Here is a 21960-nt window from a genome sequence, read left to right as displayed (position 1 = left end):
GCGTCTATCCAGGTCGGTTCAGGTGGGTATTAGAAGACTGGTCCGAGTTCAGTGGGGTAGAGGAAGCCATGGCGGACTAGGTCAATGATTGCTGGCTGGGCAGCAGCAAAGAGCTCATCAGCATCCACATCATTGGCCACGGCATAAAGCTCCACAGTTTCCCGCAAATTGAGGCCATGTGGATTAAGCCCTGCCACGATGGAGGCGAGGTGTTCATCGACTTCGTGCGTCCAACGCGGTCCTTCCGTGCGGGTTAAGCGCATGGTGGCGCGAGTAAAGCCGAAGCCGAGCTCATCATTGCTCAGCGCGATATCCTCACGCGCAACGCCTGGGCGAAGTCCAAATTTCTTGTCGCCGATTTCATCGGGAAGCAAATTGCGCAGCCACGCGGAACGGCGGAAGTGCTCTTCTACCTCAGAACCCAGTGCGTCATCGAATGCCTGCGGAATCTCTTCGGCGGTAACTTCTGAGGGCAGGGAATCATCTATCTTTTGCAGTGCCACAAATCCAAAACCAATGCCAGTGACATCATTATCCCGGAAGTGCTCCAGCCAGAGCCGTGAGCGCTTGCGGCCCTCTTTGCCGCGTGGGTCAATAGATTCATCCTTGAGCCACGTGGAGACATAAAGCGCGGGGTCGGCAACATCGCGCTGCAAGACCCAAGCGCTCACACCGGTTTGAGGCAACCAAGAAGCAACGCGTTGTTGCCACGCATTATCTGAAGTATGAATCCATGCCGCCAAAAGATGCGCAGTGCCGCCCTCGTTGAGATGCTCCGCCGCCTGAGAGACCACCAGCTCACTCGCTCCATCCAGATTGAGCCCGGAGTCACGGTAGACGTGGCCGACCTCTGGAAGACCGACCACGAAAGGTGGGTTCGCAACAATGCGGTCGAATTTTTCACCCGCCACGGGCTCAAACCAGCTGCCATGGCGGAATTCAACATTCTTTGCATCCGTGGTTGCGATGGTGGCCTGCGCCAACGCTAATGCGCGCTCATGGACATCGGTAGCCACGATGCGCTCAGCAGAATCCAACTGACCTAAAAGCTGCACGCCAGAACCGGTGCCCAAGTCCAACACGGATGCTACCGGAGTAGTGGGAGTAGTTCGCAACAAAGAAAGGCTTGCCGCGCCCACGCCGAGCACGTGATCGGGGCCCGGGACGTGTTCCACCACTGACGCATCGGCATCGGAAAAGACCCACCTATTCGTGCCGTCAATGATGTGGGAACGAATATCCAGGGCGATGTGCACCATGCCGTTAGAATCGGCAAGCGCGATGTGCGAATCCACAAGCTTGGTGGCAAGCAGCGAGCCGACGGCATCGGCAAGCGCGGTGGCCGGAACCTGCTCGTGCAGCAAGAATAAACGAATCAATAAATCCATCTGGCTGCCACCTGACGTGGCAACCTCCACGGCGGCTGGCTCGCCGCGGTAGAGCGCCTCTGTTGCCTGCGGACCAAGATGCGCTGCTATGCCCTGGGTATTAAACCCGGCCTTTTCAAAAACGGACACTAATTCTGGAGCTACCGTATGCAGCGGAAAGTCGGGGCTCAGCGGCGGGCAAAATTGAAGCATCTGGTTATCCTTAAATCTTCGCGATTGGGTCTATCAAATAAAGGCTGGAGGCCCGCATTATTGAGGACGCGTTGGGCCATCGGGATCGATATGGTCAATAATGTCAGATTCTCGCCGCGGTGAGTCCTTGAACTCCAACTGCTGATAGTTGCCATCCGCCAATGCCTGCTGCTGCCGCGCCTGACGGGCTATCGCCGGCTTATACGTGTTGCGGTCGCGCTTATCGTTTTGGTTGCCTTTGGCATTGGCAAAGACCACAGCAATCCACGGCAATGGAATGGTGATTGCTGAAATGATTGCTGCGGCCACCCATGCTTGGTGGGCATAAATGAGCCACACCGTGAGAAAAAGAGCGGGCACCCTCAAAAACTGTAAGATGCCATAGCCGATCTCGCGGCGATGCCGGTCCTGGCCAGGAGAGACTTTGGCGTCGGTAATGAGCACAGACTCTTTGCGGCGCCACCAACTCTTGGCGCCGGATTTGCCATTGCGCTTATCGTGACCAGAATTCATAGTGCTCAAGCGTAGACCCCTGAACCGTCAATTTCGATATGTCCCTACCAGCGGCTTGCCCATTCGGCGGGGTTTTGGGGCAAGATAGTAGGCGTGAGTACGACGACGAAGACTATTGAGAGACCAGACATCCGTGAGGATGTAAGCAACACCGATGACGACACCCCGAAGTTCTTTCACTACGTCAAAAAGAACCAGATTGTGGACTCTGCTGTGTCCGGCAAGATGGTCGTTGCGTTGTGCGGGGAGACCTTCCCGGTGACCAAGCAAGCAAAGCCGGGGTCACCGGTCTGCCCTGATTGTGAACGGATTTATAAGGGTCTGCGTCGAAAGTGAGTGCTCCAACGTCCAGGAACAAAGGTCAACTGCGTGCCTGGCAGCAAGCAGCCTTAGACAAGTTCTTAAAAACCAAGCCGCAAGATTTCATGGCGGTGGCAACGCCAGGTGCAGGTAAGACCACCTTCGCGCTACGAGTTGCCACCGAGTTGCTCGATTCACGCGCGGTCGAGCGTGTCATCGTGGTGGTCCCCACGGAGCACCTGAAAGTGCAGTGGTCTGCTGCGGGCGCCCGCGTCGGGCTGTCGCTTGACCCGCATTTCACTAACTCCTCAGCCGTTAATCCTTCTTATGACGGCATTGTGGTCACTTATGCGCAGGTGGGTATGCACCCATTCAAGCACCGCGCCGTGGCATCTGCCCGGCGTACTTTGGTGATCCTGGATGAGATCCACCACGCGGGTGATGCCAAGAGCTGGGGCGATGGTGTGCGTGAGGCATATGATGATGCCGAACACCGCCTGGCGCTTACCGGTACGCCATTTCGTTCTGATGATTCGCCGATTCCTTTCGTGCGTTACGAGGAGGACGGTGAGGGGCATCAGGTTTCACGCTCCGATCACACCTATGACTACGGGCATGCGCTTGCCGATGGCGTCGTGCGCCCCGTAGTCTTCCTCGCCTATTCGGGTGAGGCGAGGTGGCGTACCTCAGCGGGTGAAGAGTTTGCGGCACGCTTGGGGGATCCACTCAACCCTGAACAAACGGCTCGTGCATGGAAGACTGCGCTGGATCCGAAAGGTGACTGGATTCCCTCGGTGCTGCAGGCCGCGCACACGCGCCTGATGCAAATGCGCCGCAATATGCCTGATGCCGGCGGCCTGGTGATTGCTACCGATACGACGACGGCACGTGCCTACGCGAAGATCCTCAAGCAGCTTTCTTCCACCTCGGTGTCTGTCATTTTGTCGGATGAGCCAGGCTCCTCAGACCGCATTCAGGAATTCTCTGACTCGCGTGATGAGTGGATGGTGGCTGTCCGCATGGTGTCGGAGGGCGTCGACGTTCCGCGTCTAGCGGTGGGCGTTTATGCAACTTCTGCTTCAACACCTTTGTTCTTCGCGCAGGCAATTGGCCGTTTCGTGCGTTCGCGCATGCCGGGTGAGACAGCATCTGTCTTCCTGCCTTCCGTGCCTCGCCTTTTGGGCTTAGCTGAGAATATGGAAAAGTCCCGCGATCACGTTCTGGGCAAGCCTGACCCGGACCGTGAAGGCTGGGATGAAGATCTTGTTGCACAAGCGAATAAAGAGCAGACCGAACCGGATTTGGAACCTTCCTATGAGTCCATTGGTGCCGATGCTGAGTTTTCATCGCTGATTTATGATGGCTCGCAATTTAATACCGCGGCTTTAAGTTCAGATGAAGATGCGGATTTCCTCGGCATTCCGGGTTTGCTTGATGCTGATCAAGTAAAGGACTTGCTGCGGAAGAAGCAGGAAGAAGAAATGGATGCGCGTGCTGCTAAGGAACGTGAGCAGCGCGCAGCTCAAGCTGCTGAGGAACATCGCCGTAAGATTCATGGACTACCTTCGGCACCCGCCAACCGGCGCAGGGCGGAAGCAGCAAAGGATGACGGCAATGATCCGGTGGCGATCGATGAAGTCACGGCATTGCGTAAAGAGCTCAACACCATCGTGTCTATTACTGCTGGCCGTACTGGTCGCCCGCATGGCGCTATTCATACCGAAGCACGCAAAGCCTGTGGTGGTCCGCCCACCGCATTGTGCAATGCGGATCAGCTTCGGGAAAGGATTGAATACCTGCGCAAGTGGTAGGGACTTCAGCTCTCCTTCGGTTGGGGCCATGTGATAGTTCACGTGGTCTGATTCCTTGCTTTGGATATCGTGTGGGTGGTGTGCTGAACGGAGAATAGGTGAACCGGTAAACTGGTTCACTACGCCCCATGGCTTCTCCGCTCACACTACGGTGTGGGCCGCGATCTGTATGCCAACAAAGTTTAAGGATTATCTGAAATGACCAACCCAAACAACAACCCGTACGGCGCTGATGGCCAGTCAGGCAGTAATGGCGATAACGCTGGGGGACTGCCCAGCTACGGCGGGGGCTCCGTAAATAACGGTGATTACCAATCTGGAGCTAGCTCAGCCGGCGGTTACCAGGAGCCTGATTTCTCCAGCTACGCGGAGTACCAAGGTTATGCAGGTGCGGACCAGCAGGGCCCGGTGAAGAAGTCTGGCATGGCGCTGGCAGCGTTCATCATCGGTCTCATCTGCTTGCCGGCTATGCTCACCGCTTTTTCCATTGTGCCAGGCGTAATTGGCCTGATCGTTGCCATCATTGCTTTGGTACGTAACCGCAAGAAGCCGAAGGAAGCACGCCGTACCTGGATGTCCGTGGTGGGACTCATCCTATCCATCCTCGGCATCGTTGCCACCGTGGCAGTCGTCGGCCTGGTTGCAGTCATCATGGGCGACCCAGCCGTTCAGGCGTGCTGGGAGAATTCTGCCACCCAGGAAGACTTCCAGGCGTGCTTCAACAGCCTAGTTGAGTAACCAGTTAATTCAGTCACAAGTAGGATTGCAAAAGTTGCTCTGTTTCTTTTGCAAGAGTAAAGCTAGATAGTAGAAGATGACGTTACGATGAAACTCATCGTGGCTTCGGCGCTTGCCACCAAACCACGTGCGTTCTTAGGTACAACGCAGGATAGGTAGATGGCAAGCGCTTATTCTGTGCTCGGCTTCGAGTCTTAAAGTGCTCAACACATTGGCATGGCGGCGAAATGAGAATATTTAAATAAAAGGGGATGAGCTCTTTCGTGAGTCAAGGGACTGGGGCTAATAAGAAAATGCTCACCATGGCAGATTGGTGGACAGCATTTACTGCTATCAATTCCAAAGCGACACGGTGGCCCGGTGCACTGCGAGCCGCCCTCGCTATTGCTATCCCAGGCGGCATCGCCATGCTCACTGGAAATAGAGATGCCATCCTTTTAATCTGTGCCGGCGCATTCGCCGTTATCTATGGTGAAGGAATTGTTTACCGCAAGCGTTGGAAAGTTATGGCGATTGCCGGAGCTTTGCTGTGGCTTGGCGCTACAATCGGCACACTCGTCGGCACGCTCATCTTTGCACCAGGCAATGGCCATTGGTGGTTATTGCTTTCAGCTTTCTTTGTCACGGCACTTGGCGCAGTCGTGGTCTTTTTGCAGAATGCGCTCAGGCTACCACCGCCCGGCGGCTTCTTTATCGTCATGGTATCGGGTGGTTCGACAATGCTGGCCAAATCTGGTGTTGACCCATTGGAGGCAGCTTTTTGGCCGCTGACTGCTATTGCAACGTCACTGGTGCTGGGAATGCTGCCTGCCTTAAGGGACCCTCATGGCCCAGAACGTGCCACGGTGGAAAACTTAGAGCGCGCTGCTAAAGCCTTTCAAGAGGCCAAAGATGATGAATTAGCGCGCCATCACCAGGCACAAACTGCGCTGGCTAATGCGTGGGAAGCTCTTTCTGACGCAGGCATCGTGCGCGGCGGCTTGATTATCAATGAGTCCCAAAGCGACCTCGTTGACCGGACTCTGGCTGCGCAGCGAGCAATTGTTCAGCACAACCAAAAGCGGGATGGCCTAGGTGCGGATGCTGCAACTTTATTTGAGTCCGTCAACCTTTTGGAGCCGGAACGCACGGCGATTCCGCACTCACGTCCAACAGCCCGCTACCGCATTTATCGCTCGTTGACTGCAGATAGCCATGCAGTGGTAACCGCTAAGAAAGTGGCGATTGCTGGTTTAGCTACTGGCGTGATTGGCGTGGCTCTAGGCTTGAATCGTCCGGACTGGGGCGTTATCTCTGCGCTATTGATTTTGCAGAATGGGCCGGAAAAGATTCCGGGAACCATGCGTGGTACCCACAGAATGCTGGGGTCAATCTTGGGTTTGGGACTATTCGCCCTGTTTTACCTCTTCGGGGTTGAAGGCTGGACACTTGTTGCGGCTTTGGCGATCTGCCAGTATTGCGCTGAAATCATGGTGGTCAAAAACTACGCGCTCTTGGTTATTTTCTCTACTCCGCTGGCGCTGCTCATGGGTGGTATCTCAGAGCCCTTAGGCAACTTAGTCGTATCCCGTATTGCGGAGATTGGCCTGTCTGTATTCTTTGCTTTCATCGCCTTGTGGTTTATGAGCAATGCTTCCAAGGCGCGTGAGTATCTACGGCTGCAGGTACGCAGCTATCAGGCCATGAGTACGGTGCTGGGTACACTGCTGTCAGCTACTCCAGATGAAGCACTAGTTTTGCGCCGCGACCTGCAATATGAGCTGCTCTCTGAGCGTCGTGCAATTCAGACATTGGCTCTAGACCACCCAGAACAAGCTCAAGAGCACTGGGAGAAGCACCGTGCTATTCAGCATGCGGGTTATCAAATCCTGGACTATTGCTCCTTGAGTCCTAATACCATGATGGAACACGGGGCCCTCGGGGCATTAATCGAGTCTGTGCGTAAGATTTCACCCTCAAAATCAGGGAGTAAGTAGCCAATAGGCAGGCTAGTGCCTGCGTATTGACAAGGGGTGTGCAAATATATATTTATGTCTGAAACGATTTACTTAGTTGCACCGGCAGGCCATCCCAATTTTGGTGATGAATTTATCGTTTCGGCATGGCTGCGTGAGCTCTATCGGCGCCGTCCTACTGCTCAAGTGATTTTGGATTGCCACACTCCTGGGATTGCATCCATCCTGCATGCGAATGTGCACCCGAATCTCACAGTCACGGATACCTTGTGGCACGTAGGCCTCAAATGCGCAACGCCAGAAGACGTTGTCCAAGCATTTAACAATACTTATTCCATCCCGCTGTTAACTACCGGGATGAACCTTGCCAAGACCGCCGATATTGTTCATGTGGTGGGGGGCGGCTGGTTCAACGACACCTGGCCGCATCATGTGAAGGTGCTGGCAGGGGCGTCGTGTCTGGGCAAGCAGGCCAAAATTATGACTGGCCAAGGATTTGTGCCCGGCACTACCATCAAGGATGAGCTGGCTATCTGGCTGGAAAAGTTTGACCGAGTCTTAGTTCGCGATGAGCCATCACATGCCCTTCACCAAGCGATTTCTGTGGTTGATAGGGGAGTTGATGATGCCTGGCTGGCGGCAGCTGATAGCACGACACAGCATGGGCTGGGATGGGGCAATGCTGATGCCCGGGAACGTGATTTTATTATCGCTGCCCAATCGGATTTCCTCGGAATTGAGCTGGAAGAGCTTGCTCAGCGGCTAGTTAAGCAATTGCGTTACCTAGGAGCTACTGGCGATAATGCGGTCTTCTTGGAGTGTATTCCGGAAGAAGACTACAAGGTGCTGGATGTAATGGTGGAGGCCGATGCTGCGCTGATGGACGGCATCAAAGTTGTGGCTTTTGATGAGCTGTGGGCTTTTGGTTTGCCAACCCGAGAAGGGCAAACCTGGATCTCAACGCGTTTTCACCCACACCTTATCGCGGCAGCACGTGGCGTTTCTGGCATCGCTGTATCAGCGCACGCCGGTAACTACTATTCGGTCAAACATGGGTCCGTCGGATCATCGTGGACCATCACGGACCTATCGGAGCCAGTTGACCCGGGCAGAGGAATGACGAAACAGCACCTGGAAAATAACGTGCTTCGCGCGTTTGAGCTGGCTGAAGAAATTTACCCGATGAATCGGAGCCAATACTTAAAGCAGAGCTTGAAGTCGATTGGGCGTGCTGCAAAGCAAAGGCTTAAGAAATAGGCGGCGAAAGGCTGCGAGCGTCAAGCCCGTGAGAGTGCCTCATCGCAGCCTGAAAGAAGATTGCGCCCTATTTATGGAACGCGTTTGGTCCACTTCTCAGTAGAGTATTTTTCAGCAACTAGCTGCTCGGCAGCATTAAGATCAGTGTCACTGAGCTCAACTTCATTCGCACCATAGCGATTTGCGAAGACCGATTTGAGCGTGCCGATGATGTTTTCACGTGACGCGCCAGTTTGGCGGCGCAGAGGATCGACTCTCTTCTTCGCACTGCGGAGGCCTTTGTCAGAAATCTTGACTTTGCCAATGCGCAGAACTTGTGTCATCATATCCGCGTCAATGTCATAGGACATGGTGACGTGGTGAAGCACAGCACCTGAACGGCGCTTTTGCGCAGCACCGCCAATCTTTCCACCAGTTGAGGTGATGTCATTGATTGGCACATACCAAGCATCGACGCCATGCTCCTTGAGCGCAGCCAAAACCCAGCGGTCCAGGTATTCATAGGACTGTTCATAGCTTAGGCCTGCAACCAGGGACTCTGGGGCGTAGACGGAGTAAGTAATGCAGTTGCCACCCTCCATAAACATCGCGCCACCACCAGACATGCGGCGCACCACGGTGACGCCGTGTTCGTCTACGCCTTCTTGGTCAATTTCATTGACATAAGACTGGAAACTGCCGATAACCGTGGCGCGGTCCTCCCAGTCCCAAATCCGCATGGTGGGCTTTCGCTGGCCAGAAGCAACCTGTTCCAGCAGCAGCTCGTCGAGCGCTACGTTCATAGGAGTTGGCAAAATACCAGGGTGGAGGATTTCCCATTCGAAATCGGTGAAATCCTTGGCACCACTCACAGCCCGGCGTACAGCAAGCGCGACATCGCTGGTGTGGAAGCCTTGGAGCTCCGCATCATTAAAATCAGCGAGGGCAGCGTCCATCTTAGCCTGTAGCCGTTCCGCCGGATCATTGATGGATGATCCCTTCAACGCTCGGCTGAGATCGAAGAAAGCTTCATCAGGCTCGATGAAGAAATCACCCGAAATTTTCACGTCTTTAATGGTGTCTTCTTCGATATCAACGTCAACCACAACGAGTTTGCCACCAGGAACTTTTAGCTCAAAATGTTTGCTCATCCCACCAGACTAATGAAAAACCAAAGTTAGGGTACCCAAACCATTTTTGGTGAAAGTGACAAAGAAGTTGAATACAAGAAATCTTCTACGTGTATGTGATGTGCGTCATAGGAGGCGTAAGCTGGAGGGTGGACTTTTCCATAACCTTTTCAAGGGAGAACATGCCATGGCCGGTACTCTTTCCACCTACATCACATTTAATGGACACACCGCCGAAGCTTTGAAGCATTGGCACGAGGTGTTTGGCGGTGAGTTGGATTTGCTCACTTATGCCGATACACCAATGCCCGCTGATGCAATGCCTTTTGAACCAGCACCAGATGCGCTTGCTCATGGAGTCTTGACTATGCCGGGAGGCATCATCTCCGGCGGTGACTCTATGGACGGGGAATACCCTGTCCGCGACACTGCCTATTCCATGCTATATAACGCAGAATCCGTCGAAGAAGCCCGCGAGAAAATCGATAAGCTAATTGCGGCAGGCGGCGAAGAGACTATGAAATTTGAGGCGGCACCTTGGGGCGGCGCCTATGGTCAAGTTTTCGACAAATTTGGAGTTATGTGGGCATTTTCTGCTGAATAGTTGCGTCAAAGGCAAACCAGAAAGACGCAAAACAAATGGGCTCGGTGCATCGACCATAGTTGGATCGTGCACCGAGCCCACGGCGTTGTGGAACTTGATGAGTTAAGAACTCAGATACTAATAAGTGTTAACTCGACTGCGGTTTGGGAGCCGCACTGTCGATGTGCTCAGGGCGAGTCTTTAGTGTGCGCGAGGTCGCAAGGATGAGCGCTCCCAGGAGGCCAACAATTGCGAAGGCGAAGAAGCCCCATGGATAAGCAATGCCTAAGGATACCAGCAGGCCACCCAATATCGGTCCGGAAATTGCACCTAGACGACCCACGCCAGCAGAGAGCCCCATTGCGGTAGCACGAACTGATGCGGGGTGATTTTCCCCGACGAAGGCGTATACGAGGACCTGCGACGAGAATACAAAGATACCTGTCAGGAAGATCATGACGTATAGCGCGATGATCGGGAGTTTGATAGCAAGGGCTGCCAAGAAAAGGGCAGAAGCGACAAACCAAATGAGCGAGGTTTTGCGTGGAGAGTGCTTATCGGCGACTTGTCCAGAAAGCAGTAGTCCGACCACCGCACCAACGTTGAGAACCATGAGGAAAGCGAGGGAATTGCCTAGATCATAGTCAGCATCGCGCATGATCTGCGGTAACCAGGTATTCATTCCATAAACCAATAGCAGGCCCATGAATGAGGTGCCCCAAATAGCGATGGTATTGCGGCGGAAGGTTGGTCCTAGTAGCACCTTCATGGTGTTACTATTTTCCATTTCAGCTGCGTGCTTATCGCCCAGCTCATCCTCCAACGGGATATTGTATTCCGCTGCAGTCGCTTTCGCTTCTTCAATTCTGCCAATAGCCTTCAAATATTGCGGCGATTCCGGAAGCAGGAAATACATAGCTGGGACCAGAACCAAGGCTGGCAATGCACCTGCAATGAATAGTGAGTGCCATCCAAATGGGGCAATCATGATGATTCCCAAGAATGCGGTCGCAACGGCCCCCACGTGGTAACCGGTCATCAGGGTGGTTGATGCAGAACCGGACTTCGTGGCTCCGCGAAATTCCGTGACTAGTGCAATGGAAGTCGGCAGCGCGCCGCCCAGACCAGCGCCTGCCAAGAAGCGGAGCAACATGAAGACTGTGACGCTATTGGTGAACGCGAGGAAGAAAGTGAATAGGGAGAATAGCGCTACTGCAAACATCAAGACCCGGCGACGGCCAAACTTATCGGTCAAAAAGGAGATGACCAGCGCGCCGAGCATCATACCAACAAGACCAGCAGTGGAAACCAAGGTGGCCTCAGCGGGGCCGAAGTTCCAACGGTCGTCTTCCATCATCGAAGGGATGGCGACGCCCAAGACAACGAGGTCGAAACCATCAAGCAGCATGGCAAGCCAACACAATACTGTGATGACCGCAGGGTTTTTATCACTGCGCGTGGCAGCAGAGGAGGTTGTGCTCATAATTTTAAATTGAGAACCTTTAGATAGTCGGGAAATCGAGGCCGACGTATTGCTGTGCCAGAAGCTGGCGGCCAGCATCAGAGCTGACCACGGTGGACAACTCTGCCAAACGACGGTTGGTGTGGAATGCGGAAGTTAGTTCATCCTCAGCAGGTACAGAGTGGAGCATAGATGACATCCAGTAGCTAAAGTGCTGAGTCTTCCATACTCGTGGGACGGCGCGCTGGGTATAGGTCTCAAGCAGGGAAGAGTCTGACTTCTTGACTGCATTAATTAAACCTGGCGCTAATGCACAGATGTCCGCCATAGCGAGGTTTAAGCCCTTCGCGCCGGTTGGTGGAACTGTATGTGCTGCATCGCCAGCGATAAATAGACGGCCGCGTTGCATCGGATCGGTGACAGCGGAGCGGAAGCGTAACACAGCCTTATCGGTGATCTCACCTTCAGATACAGTCACGCTGTCATTGTCAGCACGCAGATGCAGTTGCTCCCAAATTCGATCATCTGGCCACATATCTGGCGTGTCATCAGGGTTGCACTGAAGATAGTAGCGCTGAACATTCTCGCTGCGAGTAGAAATCAATGCGAAGCCCTCGGGATGGGTTGCGTAAATGAGTTCTGGTGCAGTCTGAGGAGCATTGACCATGATGCCAAACCACGCGAATGGGTACTCATGCTTCATGCGGCGACCACCAGCATCAGTAATGCGCTTGCGAGCTAAAGACTTTGATCCGTCTGCGCCGATCACATAGTCGGCATTGAGTGTTCCTTCAGTGCCATCGGCTTTCTTGTATGAAATAGAAGGATTGTCAGTGTCTTCGCCGTCAATGGAGGTAACTTCGGTTTCAAACCAGAGTTCACCATCATCGCTCAGGCGGCGGGCGATTAGATCGATGAGGACTTCATGCTGAGGGTATACAGCGACTTGCTTACCGGTGTACTTAGCGAAGTCGATGCGGTGGCTTTCGCCTGCGATGGAAATAGAAATACCTTCATCAATTTCGGCCTCGCGGTCGAGACGCTCGCCGACGCCAGTTTGACGCAGCAAGTTGATGGTTCCTTGTTCTAGGATGCCGGCACGCACGGTGCTCTCAACCTCAGCGCGGCTCTGCTTCTCGATGACGACGCTTTCCACGCCCTCTAGATGGAGGAGGTGTGAAAGCATCAACCCTGCGGGACCCGCACCGATGATGGCTACGGGTACATGAGAAGATTTTGAATTGCTTTGAGTTGCCATGGGATTACCTCTTTTTACGGTCACACGGTCAATCTGGTGGCAGATTGGTCGAGGATGATACTTTCTGCATTACCTTCAAAAATAAAAGTGATGTTGGAAACAATATATCCTGTGTTCGCAAAAGTAATACAAGATTCGCTCTGCGCACATGTGGCCATTGATAATGTACTAGGTCGGGGGTAGGTGACGGTAGAGAACTGTCTGCGACCGGTGCACCATTCCCAGCCGTGCAAGGAGACAATCTGGCTTCAGAAACTGAAGTGGAATCGTTTGAAAAACCTGCTTTTGTGAGTGGCATATTTTTTATTGATGTGCAATACTTTTAGTTGTCAGAGCGTGGCCCCCGGTACTTCACCCCCGAATGTCCGGCGCGTGCCCCCTGACACGGAGGCATTCGGCCAACCCCCCCGAGCCGAATGTCTCCACTTAGTTTTCCACCTCCCGCCTCGAGCGCAGTGCATTAAGTGTATTTTCAGAACGATAAAGCCCTAGCTTCCGTCCACAAAGTGGGGGAGAAAGCTAGGGCTTAGTCGCTAAAAGCATGGGGCTTTAGTCCAAATAGTCTCGAAGAACTTGAGAACGAGAAGGGTGACGCAGTTTCGACATCGTCTTGGATTCGATCTGACGAATGCGCTCACGGGTGACTCCGTAGACTTGGCCAATTTCGTCTAAAGTGCGCGGCATGCCGTCGGTCAAGCCGAAGCGAAGACGAACAACGCCGGCTTCACGCTCTGACAAAGTGGTCAAAACATCCTGCAGCTGATCTTGGAGCAAGGTGAAGGAGACCGCGTCGACAGCGATAACTGCCTCCGAGTCCTCAATGAAGTCACCGAGCTGGGAATCGCCCTCATCACCAATGGTTTGGTCTAGGGAAATAGGCTCACGAGCATATTGCTGGATTTCCAGCACCTTTTCCTCGGTGATGTCCATTTCCTTTGCCAATTCCTGCGGGGTTGGCTCGCGACCCAAGTCCTGCAAGAGCTCACGTTGGATACGGCCCAATTTGTTGATGACCTCAACCATGTGGACTGGGATACGAATGGTACGAGCCTGGTCCGCCATCGCGCGAGTGATGGCCTGACGAATCCACCATGTCGCGTATGTGGAGAACTTGTAGCCCTTGGTGTAGTCAAACTTCTCAACCGCACGAATTAGACCGAGGTTACCTTCCTGGATTAAGTCCAAGAATGCCATGCCGCGGCCGGTGTAGCGCTTTGCCAGGGAAACTACCAGTCGTAGGTTGGCTTCCAGGAGGTGATTCTTTGCCTTACGGCCATCTCGTGCAATCCAGCGCAAATCACGCTTTTGTGCAGGGGATAGCTTCGCTGCCGCATCACCTTCAGCAATGAGACGCTCCATGTCATCAAGACGGTGCTGCGCATAGAGTCCAGCCTCGATGCGCTCAGCCAGCGAAACCTCTTGCTCAGCATTGAGCAAAGCGACCTTACCGATCTGCTTCAGGTAAGCACGCACGGAGTCAGCGGACGCGGTGAGCTCGGCGTCTTTACGCGCCTGGCGCAGGGTTGCAGACTCATCTTCGTCCCAGACGCTGGAGCCATTGTCTTCCTCGGCTTCTTCGTCCTCTTCGGCTTCGAGTTCCTCACCGGGTTCACCGAACTCGTCCTCATCCATATCCGCATCAGGATCGAAGTCAGCTTCGGGCTGATCCGCGTCCTCCTCGGAGTCGGTGAGGTCTTGGTCCTCTAATGCTTCCTCATCAGAAGATTCAGCAGCGTCCTTCTCTGGAGAAGTTGCCTTTGAAGCCGCCGACTTGCGTACGGTCTTCTTGGTCGACTTCTTTGCAGTTTTGCGCGCCGTCTTCTTGGCGGTCTTCTTAGCCGTTTTCTTCGCCGTCTTCTTGGCGGTCTTTTTGGCTGTTTTCTTCGCCGTCTTTTTGGCAGGGGTTTTTACTTCTGGAGCTTCCTCTGCGCCCTCGCCGAAAGCCTGGTCTGAAGATTCAGTGGCTGCCACGTACGCCCTTTCGCCTTGACATGATTTGTTTGAAACTTAACACGCGCGAGTAATAAAACTCGGACATACACCCTCAAGAGTGCGACAAATAAGTAAAACGCTTGGGGGAGCGTTTTAATTTCCTGCCGCCGTATTGAGGGCATAGCAGCGTCAACTGTAAGTCCTACTGCGTGCTCCATTGCTCAATAATGAACGGTCGACCGCCCAGTATAGATGATTGATCGTCACCACTGCTAGAACGGGTCTGTGTTTGTTCCATTATAGAGACCTTTTGGGGTAAATGGGGTGGACACACTACGGCGCGATATCAAGACTGATAGCCATCGCCGCGCCGATAATCCCAGCTTTATTTCGTAGATGAGCTGGCTCAACAGGAGTTTTGACCGTGAGATGTGGTCCCCATTTTTCGAAACGGCGGGAAATTCCACCACCGATGATGAACATGTCTGGGCTAAAAAGTGCCTCGTATTCGTGCAAGACCTTGTCTACTAATTTGGCCCAATGCTTGAAAGAAAGGTCTAACTCTTCTTTTGCTGCGGACGACGCTTGATGTTCAGCTTCATCCTGACCCACGATGAGATGACCTAGCTCTGTGTTTGGCCACAGCGTCCCGTTCATCAAAAATGCTGAACCAATGCCGGTGCCAATGGTGAGGAAGATGACATTGCCTTCGCAGGCTTTTTCACCGCCGAATTCCACCTCGGCAAGACCCGCGGCATCAGCATCATTCAGGACCGAGATGTGGCGATCCTTTCCCAAGTGGCGATGGAAGAGCTCATAGGCATCCACGCCAATCCAGGATTTATCAATGTTGGCAGCGGATAAGACTGTTTGTTCTTTGACAATCGAGGGGAGTGTAATGCCCAGCGGGCCTTCCCACTGCGCTTGTTTAACTATCTCTTTGATAGTCTCCGCGACGGCCTCAGGGGTTGCCGGTTTCGGGGTAGAAATCTTAATACGATCACCGACGAAATCGCCGGCGTTTAAATCAACGATGGCGCCTTTAATGCCAGAGCCGCCCACATCAATGCCGAAAGAAGTTTTCATGCGCACGAGTCTATAGAAGTGCACAATGGGAGGCATGACTATTGATGATGTATGCAAGTTTCGTGACTATGCCAAAGAGCTTGCTAAGCAGGCAGCTTCATTGATTGTGGCAAAGCGGGCGGAGATTACCGCCACGGATGATCTTCGCAACCATGCTGAAATCAAGTCTTCTGCGGTGGATCCCGTAACTGAGGTGGATACAGCGGCCGAAGCATTCATCGTTGCCAGCATTACGAAAGACCGCCCAGGGGACGGCATTATCGGCGAAGAAGGTGCAAATGTTGAATCCACAACTGGTGTCTCGTGGGTAATCGACCCTATTGATGGCACCGTGAACTTCATGTACGGCATTGGGGAATTCGCAGTGTCTATTGCAGCGATGAAGGACGGGCAGTACGTCGCGGGCGCGGTCATCAACGTCACCAAAGGAACTCTTTACTCTGCGGCGGTGGGACATGGCGCGACCGTCACATATGAGGATGGAACCAGCACCGATTTACGTTGCCGTCAAGAAACTGACCCAGGTTTGGCCCTTGTTGCCACGGGGTTTGGATACACCGACACACGTCGCGCTGGCCAAGCCACTATCCTGCAGTCCTTGCTGCCCCAGGTGCGCGATATTCGCCGTATGGGGTCAGCAGCGTTGGACCTTTGCCGCGTGGCTGATGGCACGGTTGATGCCTATTACGAGCATGGAGTTAAAATCTGGGATGTAGCTGCTGGAGTTGTCATCGCCCGCGAAGCAGGCGCTCAGGTCACGGTGCCAAGTTCATGGGATCGTAGCAGTGACAGAGGCTTGCTCGTGTGGGCAAGTTCTGCAGATCTGGCCCCTGCATTTGAGAGGTTGCTGGAAGCCTCAGGTGCAGCAAAGGAGATTGATTAACTTTTTTGAGCATTGTCCTTCACTGGGCAGGTTGATTACTCTGTTTTCAAGAGCGCGAAAACGAGAACTCCGCCGGGGACAGTAGGGGTAAAATCACATTCCTTTAAAGGCGGGGGATTTCTGCAGGTAGAGCCGTTATATCTGCAGGATATATAGGTGGTGGGGGTAAAATTGGTCCCCGCGCGAGTCGAGAAGTATGACATCGTCGCAAATGTGCTTTACTATGCGCGATCGACGAAACGTTTAACCTATGATTAACCCGAGCTAAGGACACATCTATGGCAACCGATTACGACGCACCACGTCGTCGCGTTGAAGACGAACTTGAGACCGACTCTCTTGAAGGTCTCAAGGCTGCTGAAAACGAAAACAATGGCATGGACGATGATGGCGAGATTGTTGAGCCTTTTGAGCCACCAACAGTAGACCTGACCGGTGAAGAGCTAAACGTCACCGTTGTGCCTCGCCAGGAGAATGAATTCACCTGCTCTGTTTGTTTTATCGTGCAGTCAAATAAGCGACTTTCGCATGAAGAAGATGGCCAGCCAATTTGCCTTGACTGCGCCTAATAATTTCTGCGCTTAGTATTCAACGAAAAGACCAGCATCCCTTCTCTGCTCACCGGCTCACAGCCATGAGCAAGAGTTTGGATGCTGGTCTTTGCTTATTAAGCGTTTAAGTTCTTCAAGGCACGATCTGCTTGCGCAGGAACGAGAGCACGTAGAAGCGCTTCGGGGTCCTTGGAGCTGATGAGCCAATAAGGAGTTGGGTCTTCGGGATCATCGAGCACGAGCATTACAAGCTCGTCAACCCATTGGTGTGAGACCAAGAAAGCAGCGGGGTCGAGCTGCGGTCCTAATGCGCTGCGACGCGCCGACTTTGGAACAGCCAAGCTGCGGGAGATGATGTCATGCGGTAATTGGGCGCCCTTCACGGTAAGCCAGCGGGTACCATCGGCATCCTTTTCCACCTGGATGATAGTTCCAGACATGGAAACTAGAGCCCATCCGAAAAGGCCAAAGGCAATAATGAAGGTAATGATCGGCCAAATATCGTGGCGGTTGAGGCTAACGGTTGCTGCCAACAAGGCTGCGACGAATGCCGCGAACAGCCACCAGTACCACGGAACCCACTGACGTTCACGATAAAGAACTTCAAAATTGTCCCCTTGGTCCAAGCCATTGGAAACATTTTCTTGATTGTTGCCCTGCGGCCCACCATCCGGGGCAGTATTAGCTGATGAAGTCACAAATAACTAGTGTACTTGTTCTCTCTTTATTAGCGAACTACCTAGACGAACACCACACGTAGGCGATGGCGGTAAGGTGTGAATGGTGAATGCGAACGAACAAGCAAATGAAGTAACCAACAGTGCACAGGTCGAGCCCATTGGGAATGTCGCTATCAAGCGTCTTGATAAGGACCTGCCTCTTCCGCATCGTGCGCACCGTGGAGATGCGGGAGCAGATCTGTACGCTGCGGAGTCGCTGATTCTGCAGCCTGGGGAACGTGCGTTAGTTGGAACCGGCATCGCGATTGCCTTACCTCTGGGAACCGTGGGGCTGATCCATCCTCGCTCTGGCCTGGCTGCAAAGCATGGCTTGAGCATTGTGAACACCCCAGGCACCGTCGATGCAGATTATCGTGGCGAGATTAAAGTCTGTCTAATCAATCACGACCGTCACGAGCCAATTGAGATTGTCCGTGGTACGCGTATTGCCCAACTAGTTATCCAACGCGTAGAACTCGTGGATTTCATTGAAGTTGAAGATCTGGATGCTACCGAGCGTGGAGCGGGAGGCTACGGCTCGACAGGCGTTTAAAACCCCACGCCACTTCATTAGGCTTGAGGGTATGCAAAGAACCTTGCCGTCCTTGACACACAGTGGGCTGCTTGCTTGCTAAGCATTTGATGCTGCGAGCGCCCAATACGCTGGGGTAGCATTGCGAGGTTAAAATTTATAGTTACACCTGAAGGGATGATGACGAATTATGGCTATCTGGCCTTTCGGAAAGAAGAAAAAGCAACGCGCAGAGGAACAACCATCACAGGATGCTGGTGAGGCTCATACTGAGCCATCTGCGGATGTTAACCCAGAAGCGGAACGCGAAAGCATTGAACCAATTCTTGGAGCAGATAGTCCAGCCCCGAGTGATACCCCGGGTGATGCGGCTGCAGCCAGCAACCTCGAGGTAACTGTCAAGCGTCATGACGCAATCAACGGTGAGATGGGGCCATTCGATGGTGACTCTGTGGACATCGAGACCTTCGATTTCTCTGACTTCTCCAATGGAATCTTGGACCTGAAGTCCATTAAAGTTCCATTGCCGAAGAAGTCACAGGTGCAGGTAGAAATGGGTGCAAAGGGGCCCAAGATGCTGCACATTATCACCGAATTCGGCCGAATTACCCCGGTAGCTTTTGCTGCCCCACGCTCAAGTGGACAGTGGGAGTCTTCTGTCGGTGAGCTAGTGGAAAACATCCATAAGGACGGAATGGATACCGACTTGGAGGAAGGTCCATGGGGAACTGAGATTGTTGCACAGAACTCTAATGGCATGATTCGTATCATTGGCGTGGAAGGCCCGCGCTGGTTGCTCCGAATGACTTTGGCGGCGCCTACCGGGCGTGAAGAAAATCTGACTGAGCTCGCACGCGAAGTCGCATCCCGTACCTTCGTTTACCGCGGTGATGATCCGATGTTGGCCGGAAATTCTCTTCCAGTGACCATGCCGCCGCAGTTGGTGAAGCAAGTTCAGGATGAGATGGAGCGCCGTAAGAAGGAGCAAAACCAGTCGAAGGCATCGAACGCTAATAACGCAGCGTCCCCGAGTCCTGCTGATAAGGCTGCGCAGGAAGCTGCTGCGCGACAGCTATTCCAGATGCTTGGTGGAAACGCAGCTGCGGCGAAGAAGAACTCTGAGAATCACCCAGAAAATGCTCCTGATTCACAGACGGATTCCACCGAATCGAACCAGAACAATACTGGCAACAACGAAGATTCAAAGTAGAGTAAATCTACCTCTCAATAACGTGCTGGAAACAGCAGAACGCAGCAGGCACATGTGAAATTCGTGCGATACGGTGAAAGCAAGGCAACGCAAACGGTGAATGACGAACACAGCAAGAAGAATGCGGCTGAAGTAAAGCCCGTTAAAAAGCCCATCGAAGAGCAGACACTGCTGGAACAAATGGGCGGTTGGCAAGGGCTCGTGTCCACTACTTTGCCAATTTTGGTTCTCGTTCCCGTCAACACCCGATGGGGACTAGAACCAGCACTGATCGCTGCGTTAACCGTGGCATTTCTAATCCTGGTGTGGCGCATCGTCCGCAAAGAAACCATTCAGCCGGCAATCTCGGGATTTATTGGTGTAGCATTTTGCGCCGCGATTGCCTGGTTCACCGGCGATGCCAAGGGTTACTTTCTTTATGGCATCTGGGCATCACTCGTCTTTGCAATCATCGCTTTCGCTTCAGTCCTGTTTAAATGGCCAATCGTTGGTGTTATTTGGAAGGGCATCAATGGGGAAGACATGGCGTGGCAGCGCGTCACTAAGGCACGACGTTCTTACGCTATCGCTACCTTAGGCTGGGTTGTCATCTTCCTTGCACGTTTCTTTATCCAGAACAACTTATATACCTCCGCGGATACTGCGACCTTAGGCATCGTTCGAATCTTGATGGGTTGGCCGCTGACCGGCGTGGTTACAGTGCTAACTATCTGGATGGTCCGCCGAGCCAATAAGGCTGTGGAAGAAGCTATAGCCAGTGGGCTCATTACACCCACGCCAGCAATAGACTCAGTGACGGATGTTGAACAATCAGAATCAGCGCGTAATGTCGAAGATTCTCATTCCGTCGCAACCGATCCTGTTGTAGACAATGCTGATGATATTGCTGACACCACTAATAATTTTTCTAACCCAGAGGAGCGTCGATGACCCAATCACCGCACGATGAAAAGCACAATCCGGAAACCGCGCATCCAGTGGCAGTGGGTGATGTTTTTGAAATGACCATTGACCGGATGGCGCACGGCGGTGAAGGAATTGGACATGCGCCCGATGGGCGAGTGGTATTCGTTCATGAAGCGTTTCCTGGCGATGTAGTATCCGTTACGGTGACGAAAGCCAAGAAGTCCTTTGCACATGCACAGCTGAACGGCGTTATTGAGCCCGGACCACACCGCGTCGCATCAGTCTGCCCAGCGGCAGAGCTAGGTGCAGGTTGCTGCGACTTTGCTGAATTATCTCCAGCATCAGAAATGGACATCAAAGCCACCATCTTGGTGGACCAGCTTCAGCGTGTAGCAAAGACCTCGACGTTGCCAGACTTGGAAACGATCAATCTCAACCCGCATCGAGGTTGGCGTACCCGGGTGCGCCTCGGCGTCGATAACGAGGGACGTGCTGGAACCCGTAAGCGCGGATCAAATGAGATCATCTCTGACGTAGCCTGCTCGCAGCTTGCCCCAGGACTAGTTGATGGTTTGGTGGGCGTGGATGCCCGCCGTTTCACCCCGGGGGCTGAAGTGATTGCGGTGCTAGATAGCGAAGGCACTCGACACGTGGTGGAAACGATGAAAGCGCCGCGTGGGCGACGTGTGGAGAAAGTCACCACTGTGATTGAAGGATCTGGTGAGGTCAACGAAGTTGCTGATGGGCACAACTTCCACTTCCCAGCAACGGCATTCTGGCAGGCTCATGTGGAAGCCCCTGATACTTATTCCCAGGTTATTCGGGAATTCTTGAATGATTGCCCGCAGACTCCAGGCCGTGAACCACTCGGCTGGGACCTGTATGGCGGGGTAGGGGTGTTTGTTCCAGCAATTGCACGTACTTTGGGAGCTCCAGAAAAACCTGCCCGCGTTATTTCTGTGGACTATTCACCAGCAGCAACAGCATTGAATCAGTCTGACCTTGAGCAATATGAAGTTGACGTTGTGTCAGACCGCGTTGAAAAAGTAGCCGCACAATTGCCTGGACCAACTGCCGTGGTGATGGATCCTCCACGTACCGGTGCGGGACGCGACGTGGTATCTACTGTGGCTTCAGTTGCGCCGCAGCGAATTGTGCATGTTGGCTGCGATCCAGCGACCTTTGCTCGCGATATTGGCTATTGGAATGAGCACGGATTCAAGTTAGACCGTCTGACCTTAGTTAATGCTTTCCCCGGTACTCACCACTTTGAGGTCATTGCGTTGCTGGTACCTGGTGTCGACGTCGGAAATGAAGCAGAAGAAGGAAGCGTGACGGTCTCTTCATAGTCGCTGGGGTTGTAGCCAGCGGGTTGTGCCTCGAGCATGTGCTGTCCGCTTTTCGAGTGCAGTGCTCTGCGTAGGTGAACCAAGACCGATGTGTAAATGGTGAAGGCAGCTGCTGTTGCACGAGTAAGCTGACGTCGCCAGCTGTAGGAGGATATACCGTAGTTCTGCGGAGTATCATTCACATTTTTGATAGTTCGCGGGGTACGGTGGAATCTACAGATTTTAT

20 protein-coding genes are annotated in these 21960 nt (G+C 53.3%); 12 read left to right on the top strand and 8 right to left on the bottom strand.

The window, feature by feature from the left end:
• Positions 1–29: 29 nt before the first annotated feature.
• Positions 30–1580, bottom strand: a complete 1551-nt coding sequence (locus ACG98I_RS01225) for a methyltransferase (RefSeq protein ID WP_394717711.1) — start codon at positions 1578–1580, stop codon at positions 30–32.
• Between the two features lie 57 nt (positions 1581–1637).
• Positions 1638–2093: a DUF3099 domain-containing protein gene (locus ACG98I_RS01220; RefSeq protein ID WP_394717710.1), complete on the bottom strand. Its 456-nt coding sequence runs from the start codon at positions 2091–2093 to the stop codon at positions 1638–1640.
• Positions 2094–2186: 93 nt separating this feature from the next.
• Between ACG98I_RS01220 and ACG98I_RS01215 the strand changes: the two genes are divergently transcribed.
• From ACG98I_RS01215 to ACG98I_RS01195, 5 genes are all read left to right on the top strand, one after another.
• Positions 2187–2429 carry a DUF3039 domain-containing protein gene (locus tag ACG98I_RS01215; protein ID WP_006821808.1) on the top strand — a complete coding sequence of 81 codons (243 nt, stop codon included), beginning with the start codon at positions 2187–2189 and terminating at the stop codon, positions 2427–2429.
• The gene (locus ACG98I_RS01210) at positions 2426–4204 is read left to right on the top strand and encodes a DEAD/DEAH box helicase (protein WP_394717709.1); all 1779 of its coding nucleotides are present in this window, start codon (positions 2426–2428) and stop codon (positions 4202–4204) included. Before ACG98I_RS01215 ends, ACG98I_RS01210 begins: the two co-directional genes overlap by 4 nt.
• 198 nt (positions 4205–4402) lie before the next feature.
• Positions 4403–4942: a DUF4190 domain-containing protein gene (locus tag ACG98I_RS01205; protein WP_394717708.1), complete on the top strand. Its 540-nt coding sequence runs from the start codon at positions 4403–4405 to the stop codon at positions 4940–4942.
• 302 nt (positions 4943–5244) lie between these two features.
• A complete protein-coding gene (locus ACG98I_RS01200) occupies positions 5245–6918 on the top strand; it encodes an FUSC family protein (protein ID WP_394717707.1) in 1674 nt (557 codons plus the stop codon).
• A 54-nt stretch (positions 6919–6972) separates the two neighbouring features.
• On the top strand, positions 6973–8154 hold the full coding sequence (locus tag ACG98I_RS01195; RefSeq protein ID WP_394717706.1) for a polysaccharide pyruvyl transferase family protein: 1182 nt from the start codon (positions 6973–6975) through the stop codon (positions 8152–8154).
• A gap of 71 nt (positions 8155–8225) precedes the next feature.
• Here the strand turns inward: ACG98I_RS01195 and ACG98I_RS01190 are convergent, their stop codons facing one another.
• Positions 8226–9284, bottom strand: a complete 1059-nt coding sequence (locus ACG98I_RS01190; protein WP_394717705.1) for a lipoate--protein ligase family protein — start codon at positions 9282–9284, stop codon at positions 8226–8228.
• Positions 9285–9450: 166 nt separating this feature from the next.
• Here ACG98I_RS01190 and ACG98I_RS01185 point away from each other — a divergent pair, with 166 nt between their 5' ends.
• A complete protein-coding gene (locus tag ACG98I_RS01185; protein ID WP_394717704.1) occupies positions 9451–9867 on the top strand; it encodes a VOC family protein in 417 nt (138 codons plus the stop codon).
• Positions 9868–9994: 127 nt separating this feature from the next.
• On the opposite strand, the gene ACG98I_RS01180 is transcribed toward ACG98I_RS01185, so the two are convergent.
• The 4 genes from ACG98I_RS01180 to ppgK form a co-directional block, all read right to left on the bottom strand.
• Positions 9995–11329: an MFS transporter gene (locus tag ACG98I_RS01180; RefSeq protein ID WP_394717703.1), complete on the bottom strand. Its 1335-nt coding sequence runs from the start codon at positions 11327–11329 to the stop codon at positions 9995–9997.
• 19 nt (positions 11330–11348) lie between these two features.
• Positions 11349–12566, bottom strand: coding sequence for a 4-hydroxybenzoate 3-monooxygenase (locus ACG98I_RS01175; RefSeq protein WP_394717702.1), 1218 nt, complete (start codon positions 12564–12566; stop codon positions 11349–11351).
• 549 nt (positions 12567–13115) lie between these two features.
• Positions 13116–14537, bottom strand: coding sequence for an RNA polymerase sigma factor (locus ACG98I_RS01170; protein WP_394717701.1), 1422 nt, complete (start codon positions 14535–14537; stop codon positions 13116–13118).
• Between the two features lie 294 nt (positions 14538–14831).
• Positions 14832–15584, bottom strand: coding sequence for a polyphosphate--glucose phosphotransferase (gene ppgK, locus ACG98I_RS01165; RefSeq protein WP_394717700.1), 753 nt, complete (start codon positions 15582–15584; stop codon positions 14832–14834).
• 34 nt (positions 15585–15618) lie between these two features.
• Here ppgK and ACG98I_RS01160 point away from each other — a divergent pair, with 34 nt between their 5' ends.
• Together ACG98I_RS01160 and ACG98I_RS01155 are read left to right on the top strand one after the other, a co-directional pair.
• Positions 15619–16467: an inositol monophosphatase family protein gene (locus tag ACG98I_RS01160; RefSeq protein WP_394717699.1), complete on the top strand. Its 849-nt coding sequence runs from the start codon at positions 15619–15621 to the stop codon at positions 16465–16467.
• A gap of 278 nt (positions 16468–16745) precedes the next feature.
• Complete coding sequence (locus ACG98I_RS01155; protein WP_394717698.1) at positions 16746–17036, top strand: DUF4193 domain-containing protein; 291 nt, start codon at positions 16746–16748, stop codon at positions 17034–17036.
• Between the two features lie 98 nt (positions 17037–17134).
• Here the strand turns inward: ACG98I_RS01155 and ACG98I_RS01150 are convergent, their stop codons facing one another.
• Positions 17135–17716, bottom strand: a complete 582-nt coding sequence (locus tag ACG98I_RS01150; RefSeq protein ID WP_394717697.1) for a DUF3093 domain-containing protein — start codon at positions 17714–17716, stop codon at positions 17135–17137.
• An 82-nt stretch (positions 17717–17798) separates the two neighbouring features.
• Here ACG98I_RS01150 and dut point away from each other — a divergent pair, with 82 nt between their 5' ends.
• From dut to ACG98I_RS01130, 4 genes are all read left to right on the top strand, one after another.
• Positions 17799–18290, top strand: a complete 492-nt coding sequence (dut, locus tag ACG98I_RS01145) for a dUTP diphosphatase (protein WP_394717696.1) — start codon at positions 17799–17801, stop codon at positions 18288–18290.
• Positions 18291–18459: 169 nt separating this feature from the next.
• On the top strand, positions 18460–19479 hold the full coding sequence (locus tag ACG98I_RS01140) for a DUF3710 domain-containing protein (RefSeq protein ID WP_394717695.1): 1020 nt from the start codon (positions 18460–18462) through the stop codon (positions 19477–19479).
• A 180-nt stretch (positions 19480–19659) separates the two neighbouring features.
• Positions 19660–20409, top strand: coding sequence for a DUF3159 domain-containing protein (locus ACG98I_RS01135; RefSeq protein WP_394718052.1), 750 nt, complete (start codon positions 19660–19662; stop codon positions 20407–20409).
• Positions 20406–21734, top strand: a complete 1329-nt coding sequence (locus tag ACG98I_RS01130) for a class I SAM-dependent RNA methyltransferase (protein WP_394717694.1) — start codon at positions 20406–20408, stop codon at positions 21732–21734. The genes ACG98I_RS01135 and ACG98I_RS01130 overlap by 4 nt, the downstream gene beginning before the upstream one ends.
• Positions 21735–21960 lie beyond the last annotated feature (226 nt).

It is taken from the genome of Corynebacterium sp. L4757, from assembly GCF_043673995.1.
Lineage (GTDB): Bacteria > Actinomycetota > Actinomycetes > Mycobacteriales > Mycobacteriaceae > Corynebacterium.
The sequence above is the reverse complement of the archived record's forward strand: the minus strand, read 5'-3'. Positions and strand labels throughout refer to the sequence as shown.

Excerpts from the sequence above, each read along its gene's own strand:
- ACG98I_RS01225 (WP_394717711.1), bottom strand. The coding sequence starts at position 1,580 with ATGCTTCAATTTTGCCCGCCGCTGAGCCCCGACTTTCCGCTGCATACG.
- ACG98I_RS01220 (WP_394717710.1), bottom strand. The coding sequence starts at position 2,093 with ATGAATTCTGGTCACGATAAGCGCAATGGCAAATCCGGCGCCAAGAGT.
- ACG98I_RS01205 (WP_394717708.1), top strand. The coding sequence starts at position 4,403 with ATGACCAACCCAAACAACAACCCGTACGGCGCTGATGGCCAGTCAGGC.
- ACG98I_RS01200 (WP_394717707.1), top strand. The coding sequence starts at position 5,245 with ATGGCAGATTGGTGGACAGCATTTACTGCTATCAATTCCAAAGCGACA.
- ACG98I_RS01195 (WP_394717706.1), top strand. The coding sequence starts at position 6,973 with ATGTCTGAAACGATTTACTTAGTTGCACCGGCAGGCCATCCCAATTTT.
- ACG98I_RS01190 (WP_394717705.1), bottom strand. The coding sequence starts at position 9,284 with ATGAGCAAACATTTTGAGCTAAAAGTTCCTGGTGGCAAACTCGTTGTG.
- ACG98I_RS01185 (WP_394717704.1), top strand. The coding sequence starts at position 9,451 with ATGGCCGGTACTCTTTCCACCTACATCACATTTAATGGACACACCGCC.
- ACG98I_RS01180 (WP_394717703.1), bottom strand. The coding sequence starts at position 11,329 with ATGAGCACAACCTCCTCTGCTGCCACGCGCAGTGATAAAAACCCTGCG.
- ACG98I_RS01175 (WP_394717702.1), bottom strand. The coding sequence starts at position 12,566 with ATGGCAACTCAAAGCAATTCAAAATCTTCTCATGTACCCGTAGCCATC.
- ppgK (WP_394717700.1), bottom strand. The coding sequence starts at position 15,584 with ATGAAAACTTCTTTCGGCATTGATGTGGGCGGCTCTGGCATTAAAGGC.
- ACG98I_RS01160 (WP_394717699.1), top strand. The coding sequence starts at position 15,619 with ATGACTATTGATGATGTATGCAAGTTTCGTGACTATGCCAAAGAGCTT.
- ACG98I_RS01155 (WP_394717698.1), top strand. The coding sequence starts at position 16,746 with ATGGCAACCGATTACGACGCACCACGTCGTCGCGTTGAAGACGAACTT.
- dut (WP_394717696.1), top strand. The coding sequence starts at position 17,799 with ATGGTGAATGCGAACGAACAAGCAAATGAAGTAACCAACAGTGCACAG.
- ACG98I_RS01140 (WP_394717695.1), top strand. The coding sequence starts at position 18,460 with ATGGCTATCTGGCCTTTCGGAAAGAAGAAAAAGCAACGCGCAGAGGAA.
- ACG98I_RS01135 (WP_394718052.1), top strand. The coding sequence starts at position 19,660 with ATGGGCGGTTGGCAAGGGCTCGTGTCCACTACTTTGCCAATTTTGGTT.
- ACG98I_RS01130 (WP_394717694.1), top strand. The coding sequence starts at position 20,406 with ATGACCCAATCACCGCACGATGAAAAGCACAATCCGGAAACCGCGCAT.